This is a genomic window from Candidatus Magnetominusculus xianensis (genome assembly GCA_001541255.1).
GTDB lineage: Bacteria > Nitrospirota > Thermodesulfovibrionia > Thermodesulfovibrionales > Magnetobacteriaceae > Magnetominusculus > Magnetominusculus xianensis.
In genome coordinates, this window is record LNQR01000056.1 from 37241 (window position 1) to 59789 (window position 22549).

The 22549-nt window shown below is 43.9% G+C and carries 22 protein-coding genes; 7 read left to right on the forward strand and 15 right to left on the reverse strand.

Annotation, left to right across the window (positions count from 1 at the left end):
- Position 1: 1 nt before the first annotated feature.
- From ASN18_RS07425 to gspD, 9 genes are all read right to left on the reverse strand, one after another.
- Entirely contained in the window at positions 2-1327 is a 1326-nt protein-coding gene (locus tag ASN18_RS07425; RefSeq protein WP_085052107.1) for a M16 family metallopeptidase, read from the reverse strand.
- A gap of 4 nt (positions 1328-1331) precedes the next feature.
- On the reverse strand, positions 1332-2666 hold the full coding sequence (locus ASN18_RS07430) for a hemolysin family protein (RefSeq protein WP_085052108.1): 1335 nt from the start codon (positions 2664-2666) through the stop codon (positions 1332-1334).
- Between the two features lie 263 nt (positions 2667-2929).
- Complete coding sequence (locus tag ASN18_RS07435) at positions 2930-3658, reverse strand: hypothetical protein (RefSeq protein ID WP_085052109.1); 729 nt, start codon at positions 3656-3658, stop codon at positions 2930-2932.
- Between the two features lie 23 nt (positions 3659-3681).
- A complete protein-coding gene (locus tag ASN18_RS07440) occupies positions 3682-4032 on the reverse strand; it encodes a DUF2304 domain-containing protein (RefSeq protein WP_085052110.1) in 351 nt (116 codons plus the stop codon).
- A gap of 24 nt (positions 4033-4056) precedes the next feature.
- Positions 4057-4755: a glycosyltransferase family 2 protein gene (locus ASN18_RS07445; RefSeq protein ID WP_085052111.1), complete on the reverse strand. Its 699-nt coding sequence runs from the start codon at positions 4753-4755 to the stop codon at positions 4057-4059.
- Position 4756: 1 nt separating this feature from the next.
- Positions 4757-5638: a diacylglycerol/lipid kinase family protein gene (locus ASN18_RS07450; RefSeq protein ID WP_085052112.1), complete on the reverse strand. Its 882-nt coding sequence runs from the start codon at positions 5636-5638 to the stop codon at positions 4757-4759.
- A complete protein-coding gene (locus ASN18_RS07455; RefSeq protein ID WP_085052113.1) occupies positions 5610-6404 on the reverse strand; it encodes a 6-carboxyhexanoate--CoA ligase in 795 nt (264 codons plus the stop codon). Before ASN18_RS07455 ends, ASN18_RS07450 begins: the two co-directional genes overlap by 29 nt.
- A complete protein-coding gene (bioB, locus tag ASN18_RS07460) occupies positions 6401-7426 on the reverse strand; it encodes a biotin synthase BioB (RefSeq protein WP_085052114.1) in 1026 nt (341 codons plus the stop codon). The genes ASN18_RS07455 and bioB overlap by 4 nt, the downstream gene beginning before the upstream one ends.
- A 608-nt stretch (positions 7427-8034) precedes the next feature.
- Positions 8035-10425: a type II secretion system secretin GspD gene (gspD, locus tag ASN18_RS07465; RefSeq protein WP_085052115.1), complete on the reverse strand. Its 2391-nt coding sequence runs from the start codon at positions 10423-10425 to the stop codon at positions 8035-8037.
- Positions 10426-10690: 265 nt separating this feature from the next.
- On the opposite strand from gspD, the gene ASN18_RS07470 reads away from it, so the two are divergent.
- The 4 genes from ASN18_RS07470 to thrC are packed head-to-tail and all read left to right on the forward strand — an operon-like array spanning position 10691 to position 13640.
- Positions 10691-11923 carry a threonine synthase gene (locus tag ASN18_RS07470; protein WP_085052116.1) on the forward strand — a complete coding sequence of 411 codons (1233 nt, stop codon included), beginning with the start codon at positions 10691-10693 and terminating at the stop codon, positions 11921-11923.
- Between the two features lie 16 nt (positions 11924-11939).
- On the forward strand, positions 11940-12218 hold the full coding sequence (locus ASN18_RS07475) for a MoaD/ThiS family protein (RefSeq protein WP_085052117.1): 279 nt from the start codon (positions 11940-11942) through the stop codon (positions 12216-12218).
- Between the two features lie 20 nt (positions 12219-12238).
- Complete coding sequence (locus ASN18_RS07480) at positions 12239-12475, forward strand: NIL domain-containing protein (RefSeq protein WP_085052118.1); 237 nt, start codon at positions 12239-12241, stop codon at positions 12473-12475.
- 43 nt (positions 12476-12518) lie between these two features.
- A complete protein-coding gene (gene thrC, locus ASN18_RS07485) occupies positions 12519-13640 on the forward strand; it encodes a threonine synthase (protein WP_085052119.1) in 1122 nt (373 codons plus the stop codon).
- A gap of 14 nt (positions 13641-13654) precedes the next feature.
- Here the strand turns inward: thrC and ASN18_RS07490 are convergent, their stop codons facing one another.
- Positions 13655-15439, reverse strand: a complete 1785-nt coding sequence (locus ASN18_RS07490; protein WP_085052120.1) for an AIPR family protein — start codon at positions 15437-15439, stop codon at positions 13655-13657.
- Between the two features lie 87 nt (positions 15440-15526).
- Here ASN18_RS07490 and ASN18_RS07495 point away from each other — a divergent pair, with 87 nt between their 5' ends.
- From ASN18_RS07495 to ASN18_RS07505, 3 genes are read left to right on the forward strand one after another with little or no spacing between them, the layout of a single operon-like run.
- Complete coding sequence (locus ASN18_RS07495; RefSeq protein ID WP_085052121.1) at positions 15527-16627, forward strand: AI-2E family transporter; 1101 nt, start codon at positions 15527-15529, stop codon at positions 16625-16627.
- Complete coding sequence (locus ASN18_RS07500) at positions 16617-17699, forward strand: AI-2E family transporter (protein WP_236861593.1); 1083 nt, start codon at positions 16617-16619, stop codon at positions 17697-17699. Before ASN18_RS07495 ends, ASN18_RS07500 begins: the two co-directional genes overlap by 11 nt.
- On the forward strand, positions 17665-19254 hold the full coding sequence (locus tag ASN18_RS07505) for an ABC transporter substrate-binding protein (protein ID WP_085052123.1): 1590 nt from the start codon (positions 17665-17667) through the stop codon (positions 19252-19254). The genes ASN18_RS07500 and ASN18_RS07505 overlap by 35 nt, the downstream gene beginning before the upstream one ends.
- Before the next feature lie 94 nt (positions 19255-19348).
- On the opposite strand, the gene ASN18_RS07510 is transcribed toward ASN18_RS07505, so the two are convergent.
- The 5 genes from ASN18_RS07510 to ASN18_RS07525 all read right to left on the reverse strand — a co-directional run bounded on the left by ASN18_RS07510 (position 19349) and on the right by ASN18_RS07525 (position 22502).
- The gene (locus tag ASN18_RS07510; RefSeq protein ID WP_157072878.1) at positions 19349-20110 is read right to left on the reverse strand and encodes an RpnC/YadD family protein; all 762 of its coding nucleotides are present in this window, start codon (positions 20108-20110) and stop codon (positions 19349-19351) included.
- Between the two features lie 181 nt (positions 20111-20291).
- Positions 20292-20480: a hypothetical protein gene (locus ASN18_RS17935; protein WP_353740366.1), complete on the reverse strand. Its 189-nt coding sequence runs from the start codon at positions 20478-20480 to the stop codon at positions 20292-20294.
- Positions 20481-20498: 18 nt separating this feature from the next.
- A complete protein-coding gene (locus tag ASN18_RS07515; protein ID WP_085052125.1) occupies positions 20499-21194 on the reverse strand; it encodes a thiamine pyrophosphate-dependent enzyme in 696 nt (231 codons plus the stop codon).
- A complete protein-coding gene (locus ASN18_RS07520; protein WP_085052126.1) occupies positions 21145-22152 on the reverse strand; it encodes a cyclic nucleotide-binding domain-containing protein in 1008 nt (335 codons plus the stop codon). The genes ASN18_RS07515 and ASN18_RS07520 overlap by 50 nt, the downstream gene beginning before the upstream one ends.
- Positions 22152-22502, reverse strand: coding sequence for a hypothetical protein (locus ASN18_RS07525; protein WP_157072879.1), 351 nt, complete (start codon positions 22500-22502; stop codon positions 22152-22154). Before ASN18_RS07525 ends, ASN18_RS07520 begins: the two co-directional genes overlap by 1 nt.
- Positions 22503-22549: the final 47 nt, after the last annotated feature.

Here is a 22549-nt window from a genome sequence, read left to right on the forward strand (position 1 = left end):
GTTATTCTTCTGGTATCAATATGCCAACTGTCGAATTCTGGGGGGTGAAGTACTTTTTTGCCACTGCCTGTACGTCTGCAGGGGTCACTTTTGCCACACCATCGAGGTATTTGTCCTTAAGGCGCCAGCTGCCAAGTAACTCGAACATGCCGAGGAGTTCGCCCTGAAAGAACAGAGAATCCTGTCCCATGACAAATGTTGCCTCTATCTGATTTTTTGCCTTTTTTACTTCTCGCTCCGTTGGCGGCGCTGCTGTAATCCCCTCTATCTCCTTAAACATAGCTGTCTCAAGTTTGTTTATGTCGGCAGCTGGCGTCCCCCCCCAATAAAATAAATAAGCGTCTTTGTGTATTCCGCTATAATTGGCGAAGGCGTTTATGGCCAGCTTTTCCTTCTTTACTATTGACTGATAGAGCCTGCCGCTTTTGCCTGAGAATATCTGCGACAACACGTCAAGGGCATAGGCGTCAGTATGGGGAACAGACGGGACGTGGTATGCGATGATGATTAAGGGCAGTTTAGCCTGTTTTTTTACAGTCAGACGCCTTTGTTCTTTTTGAACCGGCTCAGTAGGCACAGAAAGCGCCTTAACCGGAGCAGACGGTATACCCCCGAAGTGTTTGGTTACCAATTTCATTATTTCATCGGAATTTACGTCTCCTGTAACTACTATGACGGCATTGTTTGGCGCATAGTATGTCTTATAGTATCTCATCAGGTCTTCCCTGCTTAATGAGGCAATATCCCCCATCCAGCCAATCACAGGATTGTGATAGGGATGAGTGGTGAATGCCTTTGCCGTTACCTGCTCTAAGAGAAAGTCCTCGGGGTCGTCTTCTATTCTCATCCTGCGCTCTTCCATCACAACCTTCTTTTCTGATTCCACATCTTCGGACTTCAGAAACAGATTTATCATCCTGTCTGCCTCCATCTCCACTGACAGATTTATCCTGTCCGATGCAAGGTTTTGATAATAGACCGTAAAGTCTCTCGTAGTACCGGCATTGTCCACGCCGCCATTTTTCTGCACAAGGTTTGAGAAGACCTTTGAGCCATACTTTTGCGTACCCTTAAACATCATATGTTCAAGAAAATGGCTCAACCCCGTCTTTCCCTGTGTCTCGTTTATTGACCCTACGTTGTACCAAATCTGAAAGGATGCAACCGGTGCCTTATGGTCCTCTGATATCAATACCTTAAGACCGTTGTTAAGCCGGTAGTCTTTTATGCCTGATACAGCCTGAGAACTATCCTTCTGAACGGTTACCGGCTGTGTACACGACGCCGGTACAAGCACACATATTAGTATCAATAAGATTCTCTTCATTACCTTACTCCTTTTCCCCGTTTATGGCGTTTTCCACCATTATTAGATTCTCCTGCTCAAGTATCTCAACCTTCACCTTTGCCACACGCGTATGAACCATCTCAAGAATGGTTATCTTCATCCCATCAAGCTCAATTATTTCACCGCCTTCGGGGATTTTCTGCAAATGCGTCACAACAAACCCGCCCAGCGTGTCGTACTGCGGTGACTCAGGGATTTCAATGTTAAAGTCTTCCTTTAAGTCCCTGATATTTATCGAGGCATAGATGATATAAACACCCAGGCCTATGCTTATAACAGGCCTTTCTGTGTCGTGTTCGTCCCTGATTTCACCAACGATTTCCTCAAGCAGGTCTTCTATTGTCACAATCCCCGTTACCGTGCCGTGTTCGTTTACTGCAATGGCCATGTGTGTGTGTTTTTTCTGCATTTCGCTCAATAAATGGCTTATCATCATCGTCTCCGGCACGTAAAAAGGCGGTCTCAGGACTTTCCTGATAATTATCTCCCTGTTTTGAGTGAGCAGCTTAAACACGTCCTTTGCGTGAAGGATTCCCTTTATGTTGTTTAACTCCTTGTTATAGACGGGATAGCGTGAGTACTGTTCCTCGGAAATCAGCCGAAGCACATCCTCAAGCGGCTCGTCTAATGAAATGGTAACAACACGGCCAGTTGGAACCATAACCTCTTTGACAGATATATCGGTAAACTCAAACACGCTGTGAATTAGTTCCTGCTCTGCAGGCTCAAATATCCCCCTGTCTTTGCCTTCTTTAATCAGCAGTTTAATCTCCTCATGCGAGATATATGCCCGCTGCGTAAAGGCAGTCTTACCGAAGGGTCTTAAGATTACATTCGCGCTCTTTGTCAGAATCCCTACGATAACAGAACTGATTCTTGAAAAATATGTTATCGGCCTGGCAGCCAGAAGCGCGATTCTCTCAGGGTACATCAGTGCAATGGTCTTTGGCACAAGCTCGCCAAGTATTAATGAAAAATACCCTATGACAGCTACAACTAACGCTATCGCTATCGGCTCTGCCGACACGGAAATATATTTAAATGGTATGGACGCAATTAGAGGCTTAAACACCTCCACAGCCATAGCACCGCCAAGGGTAGATGAGACCGCCGAGCCGATTGTAACGCCGATTTGCACCGTAGCAAGAAATCTGTCAGGGTTTTCCTTAAGCTCCAGCAGCGCCTTTGCATTTGTGCTGCCCTCTTTGAGGAAGGTCTCAATTATAGACTTACGGGCAGTTATGACGGCTATCTCGGAGGCCGCAAATAAGCCGCTGAAAAAGATAAACGCCAGTATCAGTATAAGATTAAGCCACATTAGTTATATTCCCGGGTTATATTCCCGGGTTATATTACCGGTTATCATCACATAAGCCGGAATATTTATGTCTACCGGCATGTTTACCACAACGCCTAAAGCAGCCTGGCAGCTCATCTCTTAATTTCATTAAAGGCTTTTTTATCAGAGACATCTTTATTAACAGCATTTACTTACACTGTATCAGCATATGATTATACCAAAGTCAAAGAGTTTAGTCTATAACATTTTTTATATACATCTTATCTACATTAGGCAGCGCCTCAACGCCCTATCGCAGGAGGAGGCATCATAGCTGTGGATTGTTTTGCTCCAGGATTCTGAGGGGCAGCCGGAGGAGGCATGGGAAGTGCCGGTGGGGAGGGTAACTGAGCCGTTTGAGGGGGGGATGGCATATGAGCCGTTTGAGGATTAGACACCGGCGGCATAGGCATAAGTGGATGGCCTGGCGGCTGCGGTGTGGCAGTGGCAGTTTTTGTCGATTCGCCTGACTGCCTTACCTTTTTCTTCACAAAGTCAAATACCTTTACAATCAGTTTACTACCGTCTTTTGTGAATTCCACGTATTCAGGTGTAATAGCATTGACCGTATAACCGCTTAGGCTATCCCCTTCATGGACCAGACGCTGCCTTTGCCCCCTGCCTGTTGTAGTGTATGGAGTTTTCTTATCTTCTACGAATGCGGTATTTGCAGCCCCGGTTATTGTGCCATAGACGATGAATTCGGGCACAGGGAGCTCTGCCTGTTGTTTTACTGGTTTTCTATCCGGATGAAAGAGATTTTTCTCTGTTACTACCATATAATCGCCCCGTGCGAGCAGTTTTTTTGCATCGTCGAGCTTTACTTCTTCTGTATTGAGTCTCATTTTTTTATTTGTCGATATCTTTAGGTTGTCCTTTTCTTTAAATTTATAATATTCATAACCACCCATAAGCAAAATGATGAGAATGAGCGATATATTTAATACATTAAACTGCTCCATGTATTTCATATTAACAAAACATCCCACATAAATTATTTCTCCCTCTTATTGTCAAGTTCGTACTCGATAAAAGCAAGTTTTTGCGTAAGCTCTTTAATTCGGCTCTTTAACTCGGAAATCAGCATAGAAAAATACATAAGAGATACAATTAAGATCAAGATTAGAAAAATAATTATCACAATAGGTGGATACCCGATGCCCAAAAAACGTGCCAGCGCGTTTATAAACGTATCCGCAAACGCCCCTGCAATTATTATCAGACTCACAACAAACCATAAAATAGAAAGGTCCTCTCTGAACCTCCTCCTCCTTACCAGCTCAAATATTATAAAAAATATCAAAAGCCCCGTCACTATTATAAATATGCGCGCCCCTAATGACATATCAAACCTCTCTGCGGCATTTTGTCAATCTCTCCTTAGTACTACCATAATTATCGCAAGAAACATCCTTATCATATATATCAGCGGCTTGATCCCGCTGTGCATCGATACACCGTCTAACCTGTTAAACATCTTAACGGGCGTCTCTACTACAATAAATTTTTTCTTATGCAGAAGCATAATCATATTGGCATCAGGGTAGTCCAGTGGAAAGTTATCCCCATGCGACAGGTAAGACAGCACAGAGCTGTCCATGAGCTGAAACCCGGAGGTCGGGTCTGTTATCCTCTTGCCCGTATATATACGTATTATAGCAGAGAACAGAGAAATCCCCGCCCTTTTCAAAATCCCTGCCTTGTAATCACTCTCAAGAAAGCGGGTTCCAATGACTACGTTTGCACTGTGCTGCGCCCTTGCCGTAAGAAGATTTTCTATATAGGCAGGGTCATGCTGACCATCGGCGTCCATCGTTATAACAATGTCATAGTTCTTCTTTAATGCAAACCTGAAGCCAGACTGAAGTGCGCCGCCGTATCCAAGATTAAAGGCATGATTGATGACATGGGCGCCAAGCCCCCTGGAAATCTCCACAGTGTTGTCGCCCGAGCCATCACTCACTACAAGAATATCTGCTTCAGGCGAGGTACGGCGAATCTTTTCTATTACCGTCCCTATAGATTTCTCCTCATTATAGGCCGGTATGATTATCAATATTTTACTCATCTCAGTAAACAAGCCTCAGTGCCTTCTCAACAATATCCACTTCCAGAGGCGTCCTGCCAAGGTAATCCCCATCGACATGGACATGAAATGAACCGGTGTCTACTATCATTTTACTAAACTCAACTTGCTCCACATATTTAGATTTACCAGAGGCGTGTCTGCCAAGAAATACATCAGCCACTGCCGTAAGCAGCTCTAATCTGTCCGAATAACGAAATATCGTGGCATAGAGGCTGGGCCTTCTAATGTCAGCCCTTGGGGCCATGAGAAGGTTGCCCCCATAACACGCACCATTGCTTATTATAACCGTATTACAGGCAATAACACCACTATCTATTGACATGTTCATTTTATCGAATTTTTCGTTAACTATGCAGTTTACACCACTCAGTATATAAGCGCCAATACCGGCGTATGCCTTCAGCCGTCTGTTAAGGCCGTAGACTGCCGCCGCGTCAAGCCCGGCACCGGCCATTTCAATAAAATATCTTATCTGCCCCTGCATCTTTATCCTGCCAAGTGCAACATCATGCGTTGTGCCGTTAATCAGCCTCCTGACAGCGTCCCTGATGCCGCCCTTTAGCCCAAGGTCATTACACAGCACACTAGAAGTACCAAAAGGCAGCACCCCAACCCGCGTCTGTGAATATGCCGCCGCGTTAGCCACCTCGTTAATAGTGCCGTCACCACCGGCTGAGACTATCATAGAGTATGCCTCTTTTACCGCCTGTCTTGTTCTGGATTCTGCATCACCGGTTTTTTTCGTAAAGTATACATCGACACTGAATCCACCCTCTTTAAACGTGTCTACGGCTGTCTGGAGCCTTTCTGGTTTAAACGTCCCCGCTTTTGGATTAACTATTATCAGTACCGGTAAGCTCATGTAACTCCTTTATACCATTAATACCGCCGAACTTATCAATCATCACCGGCGTATGCCGTAGATAGTCTGTCAGGGCGTTAATATCTGCCCCCCTTTCAATAAATAATACGCGCCCGCCTTTAGCGTCCCCTTCCCTTTTAATATGTGGGATTCTTATGTAGCCCATCTCGCGGCTGCTCACGTATCCCGTCGTATAGTCTGGATTGTCAGAGATACAGAGCTCTGCTGATACGCCCTCACATGAGGCGGTCTTAGAGGCAAGAACAACGGCCTCAAGCACGCGCGTCTGCCGCACGAGCCCGGCGTCTGCGGCAATAAACTCTGCAATGGCCTTGTCTTCTATTCCAAAGCGGCTTACCCTGATGCCGCCTGGGGATTCGAGATCGAGCCTTTCTCCAGTAGTGGACTCAACAAGGGCTGCACCGCCAAGCTGCGAAGCGCCTTCGATTATATTCAGGGCAGCAGAGACTGCTTCAGCGCTGATACCCGCACAGGTTAATAGCGCGTGGACGGCGCCGCGAGCGGCCATTTCGTCTGAAATCCTGCATGTAGTAATTGGCAGTGTTGATATTTTCATCACAACGCAATCGATTTTTTCGATTGTCACAGTAATGCTGTCGGGCTTACCGCGCGAGTGATTAAGCGCCCTGTGAATAAGGGCGATTGTATTGTCGCCGATTAGTCCTTCGTTATAGATACCCTCGGCCCCGGATATGTGCCGCCCGCCGCAAGATGCCCTCATGCGAATGCTGTATTGTGTTGTCATGAATATCTCAGCCCCAGTGTGTCTATTAAGTTGAGGTCGTCTGCCTCTGCCCGTCCCATTGTGGTAAGATAATTACCGATGAGAAGGCCATCGGCACCGGCCATAAATATAAGTGAATTCAACTGGCCGAGGGTTTGAAGCCTGCCGCCGCATATTCGTATTTCTTTATCGGGAAGAATGAACCTGTAAATGGCAATAATTTTCAGCGCTTCAAGGGGGTCAAGCGTGGGTTTACCTCCCATTTTCGTACCCTCAATCGGCGTAAGAAAATTAACAGGCACTGAGTCCACCTCCAAATCCCTGAGTAAGAATGCCATATCAAGCCTGTCCGCCCACTGCTCACCCATGCCAAATATCCCCCCGCTGCAAAGCGAACACCCAGCGGCCTTTACCGTCTCGATAGTGCGTAGTTTATCATTAAATGAATGAGTGGTACAAATCTCGGGGAAAAAAGCGGGCGATGTCTCAAGATTGTGATGATAGCGGTTAAGACCCGCGTCAATGAGGGCGTCAAGCTGTTCGCCTTCGATAAAGCCCAGAGTGGCACAGGGCAAAAGTCCGGCTTCTTTGATGGCTGAGACCATAGCGGCAAGCTTACCGACGTCTTTGTCAGAGACGGCGCGGCCGCCTGTGACAACGCAGAAGCGTTTTGATTTGTGATTACCGGCCTCAATAGCCGCCTTTTTTACAATAGCCGGAGGTTTTAAGGGGTATCTGCCGATTGGGGCAGCACTGATTGATGACTGGGCGCAAAAGGCACAGTCCTCAGAGCAGCCACCTGCTCTGGCGTTTAATATTGAACAAAGGTCTATGGTATCGCCCCTGAAGTGGTCTCGAATGGAGTTAGCCGCGGCGAGAAGCTCAAACAATGCAGTGCCGTGGGCGGCAGTAAGCCCTGATGCCTCGTCTTTGTTAATCCTCCCGCCTTCGATAACCTTATCTCTGAGCGCTGAAATGACCGTTCGCTTACTGTGCGCTTCCTGTAATTTCACAACCGTAAGTATAGCAATAATTTTGTTCAAATTCTACAAATATTTTCTATGTCCTACTAATATCGTAGATTTTCACAAAGCCTCTGTCGAGACTAAAGGTTCTCTCGATAACTTTTGTGGGAAAGCCAACTGTGGAAGGCAACCAAATCATGATGAAAACCTGCCAGACGATAGAGGAAGGCATGAAAATACAAAAGGAGATGAGAGAGAAGATAAAAAAGTGGAGGGATGAAAATGCAAAGAAGAAATAGAGAGCGATAGTCTATCGTGTCAGATGAAACCGTTAACCTCAGCTTGTGTTGGGGCTAACAGTTTTACTTTTTTATATACCATTGATTATGCGATATTATATAATATAATAGTGAGGCAATAGAAATATGAACAGAACCATTAATATAGCTTTCTTGTATATACCAATCTCAAATTATGTACTATTACATTTTTTATGTATAGGACAATGTTATGGAGAAGATGAAAATCTTAAAAAACGTCTGTTAAATGATACTCTACTTTTTGTTTCTGATACAAAGTAACCGATGCTTATAAAGAAACTGTAGGTAAAGCTACCAATAATATTTTGATATGTGAGATATTATGACACATTGTGGCGTAGGCGTCCACTTCAGAAGATACCGCCGTTATTTCTTACCGGGTTCATCAGCAGGTGGCCCCCCGGAGCTTCCCTTCTGGGCCTTTTTATCTGGAATTAAATCATTCTTATCTTTTGACAGCATTTTTTTCAAACCGATGAGTTTCTCTTTGAAGTCCTCTGTCATCATGGCAGCATCGGCAAGGTTTTTTACCACATGAGGGGTAATTATTATCATTAGTTCTGTTCTGTTGTGTGACTTTTCCTTATAGCCGAACAGCCCGCCTATTAATGGAATCTTGCTCAGGAGCGGGATTCCCTGCTGAGTGTTAGTGATTTTATCCTGTATCAACCCTCCGATTGCTATGCTTGCCCCATCCTGTACAACAAGGTTTGTGGTTACGCTTCTTACGTTAATAGTGGGGGAGTCAACGCCCGGCGTTGTCACTGTATCTTTTACGTCTGAGACCTCCTGCGTTACATCAAGCTTTACAAGACCGCTGTCATTTATTTGCGGCTTTACCTTCAGGATTACGCCGGTATCCTGATATTGATACTGGTTCTGTATGCTTGTAGTTCCTGTCACATTTGATTGTGATGTTACTATTGGAACTTTGTCGCCCACCTGTATTTTTGCCTCGTTATTGTCTGATACCAGGATGGTGGGGTTTGACAAGACACTGATGTCGGTTTCAGTCGCAAGGGTCTGAATCATTGCCGATAATAACCCTGCACCATTGAATACGGCATATGTCAATCCCGTTGTCTTCGAAAACAACGGAGCGGTAAGTCCTATTTTGCTGCCCTCTTCTACCATCGCCGCACCGGTGTATTTGTGATTATTTACAGTTATGTTGTTAGCCAAAAACCACTGGACTCCATACTTCAGAGAATCGGTAAGGTTCACCTCAATAATAAGGGCCTCTATTAACACCTGCCTGGGAACAGAGTCGAGCTTTTTTATCAGCTCCTCAATATATAGATAATCCTTCGGCAGGGCCAGAATAATAAGTGAGTTGAGTTTCTCGTCGTAATAAATCTTCGTCTCTGAGGAAACAAGGATAGAATTCGCTGCGTTTATTGCGCTTGCAGTGGTCGATTTTTTCGTGTCCTTTGTGCTGTCAGTCTTCGTTGTCGATGTCGGAGAGGTCAGCGTTGATGTCAGTGTTGATTTTGAGGAGGAGGACTTATCAGATGTCGAAGTAGTTGCCGTGGTCAGCGACTTATCCTGTGAGGACTTGGATGCCCCTGAATCGGTAAATATCTGTGAAAGTATAGACATAATATGTTCGGCCTGACTGTTTTGCAGTGGATACACATAGATTCTCGGCTTCGCGCCTTCAAATACGTTATCTATGATGTCCACCCATTTTTTGAAATGTTTGAGAAACTGTTCGTCCGGGGCTACTACCAGGATAGCGTTTAATTTCTCGATTGGCAGATATTTCATTTTCAAGCTATCTTTCGTAGTGGCAGTAAACAGCGGGAATGTGCCCTTGAGGTCATCGATGACGTCTTTGATGCTGAGATTTTTGAATACGAACAGTTCAACCTTTACATCTTTAAACGCATCGTCGTCAAAGATATTTACAATCTTCAGGAGCCTTTGAATGTTTTCATCTGTGTCCGAGATTATCAGGCAGTTCTTACCGGGCACTTCTTTAATAATCGCCCCTGTGCTTAGAAAAGGCGTAAGGATTTCCAGCATATCCTTGGAGTTCATAAAATTCAGAGGGATTATCTGAACCATTGAAAAACCTTTGACCTGCATCCCCTGTGCGTCCTTTCCATACTTGACCCCTACCGGTTCTTTGCTAATATCGGCAAGGGGGACAAGTCTGTAGAGGCCGTTCTCCTCCATGATGCTTACCCCGTTGAGTCTGAAAATAGTTGACATAATGGGCAGTACATCAGAGTTAGAGACCGGCCTTACGGTTTTAAAGGTAATCCTGCCCTTAACGCGCGCGTCGATAAGATAGTTCACCTTGAGGATTTCACCAAAAACCGTATGGGCTATCTCAAATATGTCGGCGTCGTCGAAGGAGAGGCCAATGTTATTCGGGCCTGACTGCTGAACCACCTGAGGCAGCGGGGCTGAGACAAGAGGAGGGGGTGGTTGAGCCGACGTCTGATTTGTAGTCTTATTATCTGGCGGTGGCGGCGTACTCTGGCCGGTGTTTGAGGTAGTGACCTTTGCCGGTGGCGGCATCATAGGGGGTGTTGAGGGCGGTACCGGGAACAGTATCGATATATTATCCACAATACCGGGCGGCAATGGCTGGCGCGGTGGCGGCGGTAACTGAAACCCTTGCGGTGGTACGTTTGGCGGCGGCTGAATCTGTTCCTGTCCCTGAGTTGTAGAAAGGAACGACAACAGTATCAGGGCTGATGTGACAAACACCACTGACAGATATTTTTTGCCTTGCTGCGCTTTTTTCATAATAGTTAGACGTAATAAGATACACTTAATTATACGTAATTATCAAGCAATATATTGCCCTAAGACATATAAACGGCGTCACGGACTGAAATTTTTGACAATAAGGCGGTCTCATCGGGTAAAAGACTATGCGGCGGCTATTGTTTTATCTTCCTAAATTTTGTTATGTTGTCATGTGATGCCGATTCGGAGATAGCATTTAAGGGCTGGTTGTCAGCAGTGATGAGGTATCACTTAGAATAAGAACTACAGGAGGATTTCAGGTATGGGTTTTGTTGAGGGTTTGAAGTGCCGGGAGTGTGGCCGGGAGTATAAGGTTGACCCGATTTATGTATGTGAGTTTTGCTTTGGCCCGCTTGAGGCCGTTTATGATTATAAAAAAATAAAAAAATCTCTTAATCGAAAGAAAATCCTTCAGCGTGAAAAAAATCTCTGGCGCTACAAAGAACTTCTCCCTATAGACGGCGAGCCTCAGGTAGGGCTTAACTCAGGGTTTACCCCATTGGTCGAGACAAAAAACCTTGCACGGGAACTGGGAGTGAAAACACTCTACGTAAAGGACGACACGGTTGTGCATCCTACACTTTCATTCAAGGACAGAGTAGTGGCTGTTGCCCTGACAAAGGCAAAGGAATTCGGATTTGACACGGTTGCCTGCGCCTCGACTGGTAATCTGGCACACTCCGTCTCTGCACACGGCGCTAAGGCCGGACTTAAGAGATTTATTTTTATACCTGCAACCCTTGAAGCCAGCAAAATAACCGCAGCCCTCATCTATGAGCCAAACCTTATTGCCGTTGACGGTAACTATGACGACGTTAACCGTCTGTGCAGCGAGATAGCCAATAAGTACAAGTGGGCATTTGTAAACATAAACATTCGGCCATTCTACGCCGAGGGGTCAAAGACCCTTGGCTTTGAGATTGTTGAGCAGTTGGGCTGGAACGCCCCTGACAACGTAGTCGTGCCGTGCGCCAGCGGGTCTCTGCTGACAAAGGTATGGAAGAGTTTTAAGGAGTTCCACGAGATTGGCGTAATAAAGAAACTAGAGACAAAGGTCTTTGCAGCCCAGGCGCAGGGGTGTAACCCAATCGCAGCGGCGCTGAAAAGCCACACCGACGTTATAAGGCCGATGAAGCCTAATACGATAGCAAAATCCCTCGCAATCGGCAATCCCGCCGACGGTTATTATGCCGTCAAGGTAGTTCAGGAAACAGGCGGCTGCGGCGAGGAAGTCACAGACCAGGAGATCATTGACGGCATAAAACTCCTTGCAAGGACAGAGGGGATATTTGCTGAGACTGCCGGAGGCGTTACAGTAGCAGTCACAAAGAAACTCATAGAAAATGGCTGCATAGGGAAAAATGACACCACCGTTATCTGCGTAACAGGCAATGGGCTGAAAACACAGGAGGCCCTTAACGGTCAAATGCTGAAGGCGCACTACATACCACCGAACATGGAATCTTTTGAAGAGGTTTTATCAAACATAAAGTAGATATTAAGGAGGATATATGGCTGTAAAAGTGAGAATACCAACCCCGTTACAGAAACTTACGGAGGGCAAAGAAGAGGTGGAGGCATCTGCCGGGACAGTTATAGATATGATAAAAGACCTTGACGCTCGTTACGCCGGTATTTCCGAGAGGATAACTGACGGCGGGAAGGTCAGGCGTTTTGTAAATATCTACATCAACGAAGAGGACATCAGGTTTTTACAAGGAGAGTTGACGCCGGTGAAGGATGGTGACATTGTGTCGATAGTACCGGCAATAGCCGGTGGACGCATATAATGTCCTAATGGAGGTTATATATGAAAAAACGCATAAGGCTGACCTTCCCGCAGGACTTAATAAAAGAGCCTGTGATATACACGGTTGCCAGAAAATATGATATTATACCGAACATACGAAGGGCGCGGGTAACAGAGAGCGTTGGCGAGATGATCTTAGAACTCGACGGACAAGAGGACAACTTGAACCTGAGCATAGAGGCCCTTAAAGAGACAGGTGTCGATGTAGAGCTGGTCGAAGGCGATATAATTCAATAAACTCAGACAGTAGAGATATAAGCGGCGCACCGCTGGAGGATAAATGGCAAGGGAAGAGTACCGATGTAATGCCCGAGATAATGCCCAAGATAAAGCCCAAGATAAAGCATGGAAGGGAATAATAACCCACTACAGGGATTTCTTACCGGTTACGGAAGTTACTCCCGTTATAACGCTTAACGAAGGCAATACACCGTTAATAGCGGCAAGAAATCTGTGTAAGAAACTCGGATTTAACGGTCAGATATATTTTAAATTCGACGGGCTAAACCCAACGGGTTCATTCAAAGACAGAGGGATGACAATGGCCATATCAAAGGCTGTGGAGGCGGGGGCGCGGGCTGTGATATGTGCTTCTACCGGAAACACCTCAGCCTCGGCTGCGGCCTATGCAGCAAGGGCGGGAATCAAGTCTGTAGTCATCATCCCAGAAGGTAAAATTGCACTTGGTAAACTCGCCCAGGCCATCATACACGGAGCATCGGTACTGCAAATAGAGGGTAATTTCGATGAGGCACTCTCAATAGTGAGAAAAATTGTGGAGCGCTATCCAATCACCCTTGTAAACTCAATAAATCCATTCAGATTAGAAGGCCAAAAGACGGCAGCCTTTGAGGTCTGTGACCAGTTGGGCGCTGCCCCGGATTATCATTCCCTTCCGGTTGGAAATGCAGGAAATATCACGGCATACTGGAAGGGCTACAATGAATATAAGACAGCGGGAAAGATTGATGCACTACCTAAAATGATTGGATTTCAGGCAGCCGGTGCCGCCCCAATAGTCCTCGGCAGGCCAGTAGAAAAACCTGATACAATAGCTACAGCCATAAGAATAGGCAATCCGGCAAGCTGGTGCCTTGCCGTAGAGGCAAAAACCCAGTCTGGCGGCGTGATAGACTCGGTAACGGACGATGAGATACTTGCGGCCTACTCTATGATGGCCAAAACTGAGGGCATATTTTGTGAACCGGCCTCGGCGGCCTCAGTAGCCGGCGTGATTAAACTCAATGCCGCCGGGTACTTTGCCAACGGCAGCACCATAGTATGCACCCTGACAGGCGCCGGACTGAAGGACCCGGACTCCGTATTTAAGGTAACAAAAGACCCCCTTAAGGTATGGTCAGACTTAAATGCCGTAGAAGAGTATATAAAGAATCTGCTTTAGCTATTTTCATGACATCAGACGCCGTAGAAGTATTTGTAACGTTTACGGTAGTAGTTACGAATAGATTGAACAATGTTTTCTGTAATAACATTAATATCAGTGCCTTGCTTTCCGGTGAGGATTTCATAGGCGGCAGCGGTCAGAAACTCTTTTGACATCCTTTCGATAAGATTTCTAAACGTGCGGGATTTAAAAAAGTTATTATGTGAGTAATCATCGTCAACTTTGTTCTCACACTGGATTATCTCCCGTAAAATCGATACCTCTATAGAATAAATATCATTTAATAATTTATTATTCTGCAATATTTCACCGTTGTCTTTAATCTCTGGATAAACTTTACCGGCAATATATACAAGCGCCAAGTCCGCGTGCTGCAAGAATATGTCTCCGTTATTCCATTGTTCACGGCTCTCTTTTGCCTTGTGCTCAAGAAAGGATAGCAGCTTAAAACTGATTAAGAGCTGATTAGGGAGTTCTTTGTCATCGATAACAAATACATCATCAAAATATTTTTCGAATATCTTGCTTTTACATGATTTTGCCTCGTGGGGCATCTCTTTATATAAAGAGATATACGCCTGAAAAACACGCTCGTTATTTGCAATCTTAGCCTTATCGATCTTCTTATCCATGTACTCGTTTCGATGTGTTTCATAGTGGAAACCTTTTTCAAGAAAATAATCTTTCACTAGTTTCTGAACAGGGGCATTTGCCTTTAAATCACGTTCAAATATTGGATTCTGAGTATTAGTGCCTACGGTTATCTTATCAATTAACGCTTCGTTGCGTGTCTCGTAAAGCCGTAACAACAGATGTATATCCTGAAGTTGTTTATTGGGAAATGTTTTTCTCTCAGCATATAAATCATATAGTGATTTTGTTGTTTGAGCGCCATTAATTATTTTTGGATTAGTAACCTCAATTATTTTATTGCCAAGTGCGTCATCGGTAAATGAGAACTGATCACATGAAATTGTAACACCGTTATTTAAAAACCAGAAATACTTAGAATCCTTAGGAGAAGAAGCTGTCTCCTTAATCTCTCTGTTAATTTTGTTATTACCCAGATAATATCTTATATTTCTGCTTAGAACCTTATCATGCCCTGCTGATTCGTATATATGTACAAGTTCCTCTGCCGATATGGTAGCGACCATTCCTCTGACATCTCCAAGTTTCTTATCGGTACCGAGGTAAAGAATATCTTTGTAGGTTATGATATTGATAGTATGGACTCGTTGCTTTGAATTGTCTATCGCCTGTAATATGTCATTACCGTCGTGAAAGGAAACATGATAGTTGCCTTTAGCCTCAAGCATCTTTGCGCGTTCTTTTTCTGATTCTTCTGGTTTATGAGTATTTACCACAAAATAAATACGTTTCTCTGGCGGTTTTAGCCTGCCCTTATCTTTAATTATATCTCTGATTTCTTCAATCCTTGTTTTCATTATCTCAGACTGATTATCAACTTTATGGCCCTGAAAAATCTCTTCGACCTTTGCAATGGTTAAATCGATTTCATTTTTACCAATTCCTTTTGCCAGATTAGTTCGATACTTGGACTGGAAAATGTTGATAATTATGTTATCTCCAGTTTCATCAATGTATATTGCATCAATCCCGCCATCGCCGCTTCCATCGGTGGCAGAAAAAATCGCTTCATTGATCGTTATGCCAAGCAGGGACATCATCGCGAAAATCAAAAACGCGTAGGGGTCATCATCCTGCCTTTTCTCAGGCAAGCTGCCTCGAATGTTATCTAAATTTGCCTCTATAACCGCCTGTAATATTGACATCTATTACTACCTCTTATGCTATTATAACCTGTTCCCATCTAAAAGGCAACGCCAGCGTTAGATAAACGAGCAGATGAAGAGGAGACAATGACAACTGGGAAATTCTATAGATACACGTCCATTTTAGCGCTCATTAGTCTGTTTGGGTTTCTCAGCTATAACGTGATGGAGCCTTTTCTTCCGGCTATTGCGTGGGCCGTGGTGCTTGGCATTGTGTTTTATCCCCTGTTTGCCTTTATCAGCAAATACACTAAATGGAAGAGCGCGGCAGCAGCGCTAACCACCCTTGTTATCCTGTTTATAATCATAATGCCGTCTTTTTATATCTCAAGACAACTGGCAAATGAGGTTACGCACCTGATTCAATACACCGAGTTCACCCAACTGTTAGACTTCTCCCAGTACCCTGTAATTAACCGGGCTATTAACCGGCCAGTGAACTGGCTGACAGGGCAGATGCGAAACATGGGCATAGCCGTCGATTACAGGGCGCTGATTACTGAAAACATCTCCGAAATCGGTAAAAACATTATACCTAAGCTGACCTATGGCGTGAAAAACATCATAGATATGGCGTCGACATTCGCGCTGATGATGTTTACGCTGTTTTTTATCCTTGTGGACGGCCCGGCGTTCGTTGAAAAAATCAGGATTATGCTCCCATTTTCCGAAGGGCAAAAAGACCGCCTGGTAAAGGACATAAAGGACATGGTGGTTACGGCAATTTATGGCGGACTGGCGGTTGGACTGGCTCAGGGGATGGTCTCCGGGGTTATATTCTATCTCCTTGACCTCTGGTCACCGGTGCTGCTTGGGGCGTTGACCGGCCTGATGTCCTTTGTCCCGCTGATGGGCGCAGTGTCGGTATGGGCAACGGTAGATGCCGTGTTGTTCTTAACCGGCTCGTACAAGGAGGCCGTTATACTGCTTATTTTGGGGGCAACAGTTATCAGCACAATAGATAATATCCTGAGACCGGTTATTGTCAAAGGACGCACTAATGTCCCAATACTAATTGTATTTTTTACGATTATCGGCGGGATTAACTTCTTTGGCTTTATCGGCATTGTACTCGGGCCGCTCGTGTTTGTACTTTTTATCTTACTTATCGATATATTTATGACTTTTGAAGAGACTGCTGGTATAATAGGAGGGCTTAACGATGAGGCATGGAAATATGGAAAATAAATCGATCACAAATAACAAGTTCTATGTGATAACCCTGCTGCTGCTGTTGCTGCTGTTTGGGTATCTCATGTACAACGTCATCAGACCCTTTCTTACCCCGATTGCGTGGGCTGTAGTGTTAGGGATTGTGTTTTATCCGGTTTACCAGTTTATAGGCAGGTATGTGGCATGGAAAAGTGCTGCATCACTTCTAACGGTCTTGATCATTGTGTTTATCATTATCGGGCCTTTCACTTACATAATAGTAATGATGGGATGGGAACTGTACAGCCTTGTTGAACACTTAGAAAAAGGGGTATTTGATCAGCAATTCACTGGAGACCTCGCCTCTTTTGCACCGCTGAAGTGGCTTGATGAGCGGCTGCACATATATGAGTACATAGGGACAGAGGAAGTCAAGAAAAAGATCATGGACAGCATATCGTCGGTTGCACAGGGCATTATGCCGCGCCTGACAATCGGCTTTAAAAATCTCCTCGGGGTCTTCTCTGATTTTTCAATAATGGTAATGACGCTTTATTTTTTCTTCCTTGACGGGCCAGCCTTTGTGAAAAAGGTGCGGGACTATCTGCCCTTTACCGATGTTCAAAAGGACAGGCTTGTAAGCCAGACTAAGGACATGGTGGTATCAGCAATTTATGGAGGTGTGGCCGTAGCGCTGTCTCAGGGAATCGCTGCTGGTCTTGTGTTTTATTTCCTCGGTGTACGCGCGCCGCTTCTGCTTGGTGCGGCAACTTATCTGATGTCCTTTATCCCCTTTGGGGCGGTGATTATATGGGGAGGGGTTGATATATATCTATTTCTGAGCGGGTCATATATCAAAGGAGGGATACTACTGTTTGTCGGTCTCTTTGGCATAAGCATGATAGACAATGTCTTAAGACCCATCATTGTAAGCGGACGAACGAACATCTCGTTTTTACTGATATTTTTCACCGTAGTCGGAGGGCTTGGATATTTTGGACTTATTGGCCTGATACTCGGCCCGCTTGTAGTGGTTATATTTTTATCATTATTTGAAATTTTCAGGACAATAGATGAGGAAGAGATTAACGGCAGCGCTGAGTTATAACCAGCACATTATCCTCATCTGGGTATTCATCACCGCGGTGATATGCTCTTGTAATACCAAAAGCGGTGCACCAGAGGGCTATGTCTGCATCAGGTTAGCTGCAAACCCCACAACCCTTGATCCGGCGTTCATCGTAGACGTTCAGGGCGGGGCAATAGCGGCGAAGATATATAACGGCTTAATCCGCCTCGATGCCGACATGAATGTAGTTCCCGATGTTGCCGTGAGTTGGCAGATTAGTCCTGATGCCCTGAAATACACGTTTCAATTAAGGCGCGATGTCCGGTTTCATAACGGTAAGCCGTTAACGGCAGCCGACGCCGCATTCTCCTTCACACGCATACTCTCTCCAGAAACAAATTCCCCCAACGCATGGGCGCTGAAAAAATTAGACGGCGCAGAGGAATTCCTAAAGGGTAAAACACCTGCCCTTCATGCCATAAACACCCCCGACAACTACACTATTGAGATAACCCTTAAGGAACCGTTTGAGCCGTTTTTAAAGATGCTCTCAATGCCTGCGGCATATATCATCCCAGCCCGCACGCGCGGTGAACCCGCCAAAAACATCATAGGCACAGGCCCGTTCATTGTCAGCTCATGGGAGCCGGACAGGGAACTTGTCCTGAGAAAAAACGACGCATACTTCGACCGCCCTGCAAAAATACAAGGCATTTACTATAAGGTAATCCCCGAAGACCTTACTGCCGTAACTGAATTCATGCTTGGCAATGTCGATGTACTTGACATTACAGCGGCATCTTTTTCCATGTTTACAAAGGATACAAAATACAAGGCAATGCTTCACAGCGGCCCATCGCTGAATGTCTATTATCTTGGGTTTAACACATCAAGGCCGCCGCTTTCTAATCCGCTTCTGCGCAGGGCAATTGCCCACGCAATAGACAGGCGCAAAATCCTTGCTACTTACTTTCAAAACAGGGGCAGCTATGCCGTATCCCCTATCCCTGATGCCCTAAAAAAGTATACACTGGCAGACAGCTACCCGTTTGACAGGGAAAAGGCAAAGGAACTCCTGAAGGAATCCCTCCAATCAGGCCCGCCAACAAAATTACAGTTTTATGTTACAGCAGCCCAGGACGCCGTCGATATGGCCGAGATAATAGTATCCTATTTAAAAGATGCAGGAATAGAGGCAGAGATAAGGACCCTTGAGTGGAGTGCCTATAAAGCGGCGATAAACAAAGGCGATACGGACATGTTCTGGCTAGGCTGGCTGGCCGATTACCCCGATGGTGAGAATTTCCTCTACCCGCTCTATCACTCGTCCAACTTCGGGGCAGGCGGCAACAGGACAAGATATAAAAATGCCGAAGTTGATAAATTAATCGAAACAGCCAGAGTGACAACAAACGGGACAGAAAGAGAGGCGCTTTATAAAACAGCAGAGGAACAAATCCTAAAAGACGCCCCAGCGGTGTACTTCTGGCAAAACCGCTCCTTTACAGCAGTTGCGCCGCGAGTAAAGAATTTCCATGTCTATCCGATATATAACATTGACAAGGGGAATTTAATGGAGATACAAAACCCATAGTATCGTTGCCTTAGCGGGTTTAAGTAACAGACCCCAACAGTCCCTTAATTTTCTTAAAATATTTTGCAAAAACCTATCTTGCCCAGGCAAACGATCAATTCCCTGCCAAAAACCCCTTTAAATCATCTATCGAAACTGCTTTTTTAATCAACTCCTTAAACTCCTCAAGCCTTTCTACTGCATCAATTCTCCTCACAATGTTCATCAGCTCAAGTCCAATAGGTCCGTATTTTATTTCAAGCATCCCTTCTATCCCTTCGTTTAATCCTTCAAGTTTCCCCCTCTGTTCCCCGTTCAAATACAACTCATCTTTGGTGATATCAATTGTCACTGGCATCTTCTCTACCTCCCTTTTTACTGTTGTCGTTAAATTCCTAAGCCTGGAGAGATTTAACAATTTCAGGATATACCCCTCTCTATAGCTTTCTGGTAATTCTACCAACCTCGTAAGTATTCCCTTAATGGAAATGTCGGCATCTTCCATCTTGCATAATATTGATAACACAACATCTCCAGGGTCATTACTCTCCATTAAGTAGTTGCAGTCCATCTCTCGAACATCGATAGTTTTAAATGAAAAAACTAAATCTTGCAGCTTAACTTCATTTCTCATGTTCATTTTACTGTTACCCACATATAAAACCACCTGTCGGATGTTTTTTCTTAACTTACAATATATCATGCAGCAGTAGTCTAGTTCCCTGCAATCCATGTTGTTGTCGTTATCGGATTGTAATTCTACATGAAAAATCGAGTTATCAGGAAGTTCTAATACTAGGTCAGGTTGCCTGTATTTAATCTCAGGAAACTGCACATCTATTTGATTTACAGTCTCAAATCCCGTCAGTAACTTCATAAATCTCTTCGGTACGTCTTTAAGGATACTTTTTAAGGTTATGTCGTGATAATGTGGCATCCACACTCCCCTTCTCCTGAGATATACCTTGACTATAACATATATGGATGATATTTATCTTTGTCTACAAAACATTATGAAGGCATCCCCCCTCAAACCAAATCACTTAACCTCTCCCCAATCACCTTGCAATATACATCATCAACATCCAGCGCGATAAAGTACCTCCTTTATTGAGCATATTTCTGATGATCTGATTAAGATGTTCAGCCTCCTCGTATATGGATAGAAGCAGTTCATGCTTCTGTCCCGAATCTAAGGCCATGTTTCTTTCAAGAAGGGTTGAGGCTGACCCGGTGATGACTGCCAGCGGGGTATACCCTACCCTTTAACTCTTAAGGATACCAGTTTTATAAACCTTAATCATATCCGTCTGAATCCATTTAAGAGAGTCTTCCGGTTCGATATGCCAATCTGTTGGACATGGAGACAAAATCTCCAAAAAACTAAAACCTCTGCAGTTTATTTGATTTTCAAACACCTTTTTTACCAGTTTCTTTGTTTCCATTAAATTTTTCACAGTGTCCAAAGATGTGCGTGCTACGAATACAGCACCATCAATGCTTGAAATTAGTTCGGCAACTTTTAATGGATATCCTTCTACAGTGGCTTTTTTTCCTCTTGGACTGGTAGTAGTCTGCTGGTTCAGAAGTGTCGTTGGTGCCATTTGCCCGCCGGTCATTCCATAAGTGGCGTTATTGATAAAAAATATCGACAGATTTTCTCCTCTGTTTGCAGCATGAATTATCTCTGCTGTACCAATAGCCGCTAGATCACCATCGCCTTGATAAGAAAAGACTATAGAATTTGGATGTATCCTTTTTAACGCAGTGGCTACTGCTGGTGGTCGTCCGTGAGCGCATTCTATTAAATCGAAATTAAAGTAGTCGTAAGCAAACACCGCACAACCTACAGGTGCTATGCCGATTGCTCGTTCTCTTATTTTGAGTTCGTCTATTGTCTCGGCTATAATCCTACAATGTAGTTTTAAGTATATTAGAGTTATCAATGTTTTTATAAGCATCAAATATTTCCTCAGCAGGTCCACATGCTATGCTCGCAATATTTACTTCATTTCCATTTGATGATTCTATCAATGATTTAATTTCTTCAACGAGTATTATTCTCCTATTTCTAACAGCATGTGCAGCAGGCCAATTTAAAACACAATTATCCAGCATAGTACCTAGTGGAGTTTTACCTGATGGTTTATTATCATACATTTCTTTTATTGTCAAATAATCACCGGCATATCCCAGCGGCTTAACATACATTCTCTCTAAAGTATTTGTTAATAAAATGTAAGGAAAAAGTTCCTTTTGACAATTAAATCCTATTGTTTCTTTAATATGAACGTTAAGATGTGAATCTTCTCCAATAACTGTGTTTAATAAAACGTGAAAATTATCAAAATATGAGCACAAGTATTCCTTTTTATCTTGCGTTATATCATTATTTAATAACTCCTTATTAACGTTTGATAATATTTCTTTTAAATCAGAAATATTTTCTGAAATAGTATTCCAAGCATTGTTATATTCTTTAACTTTCCCATGCTGAAGCAAGTGAGTTAGATGTCCTACCGAATCTCTCAATCTATGTGATATTGAAATTGCAATTGTTTTATAAAATCTATTTGCAAAATCAGATTTTGAACTGAGTTTTGAATTCAGACTGTCTCTTGGTAGGATGATTATATGTACTTCATTCTCTGCTATTGCTGAAAATGAAAAAGGTTCCCCTTCTAAATATGAACGTTCTCCTAACAGTTCGCCTGGCCCTAAAGTCGATATTTGCCTGTCTGATTCAACATATAATCCAACAAAACCATCTATGATGACATAAATACAATCAATAAGTTCTCCTTTTTGAATAATTACAACTCCGGTTGCAAACATCCTTTCTATTCCATTGTTAAGAATCCATTGTATATCATCCTCATGTAACTCTTCGTAGAAAGGGATTCTTTTATCCAGTACCATCAAACATCCTCCACTCTATGAACACATAGTGATTTTTTGTAATGAAAAATAATATTCTTATGTTGACCTATGAATCCAATAACAACGATTGTATCCAACTGTTTGAATAATCTGCCTAACAATTCCCATGCAACCCCTCTTTCACACAAGAAGACAATTCTTATAGCAATGACTGTCTCTTTCATGTATTTAATAAATTGAAAGATACTCGTCTTTTCCAACTTTTTATCAATCATATCTCCCCTCAGATACGGGATAGACAGGGAGTGTTTGCCATCAAGCAATGCTGCCGCAGCAAGCATCCTGAATGCCGTTACACCACCATGTCCACCCAAGCTATATAATATCAACTTTAACGTATAGTCCTCTAAATCGAGAAATAAATCCCACTAATGAA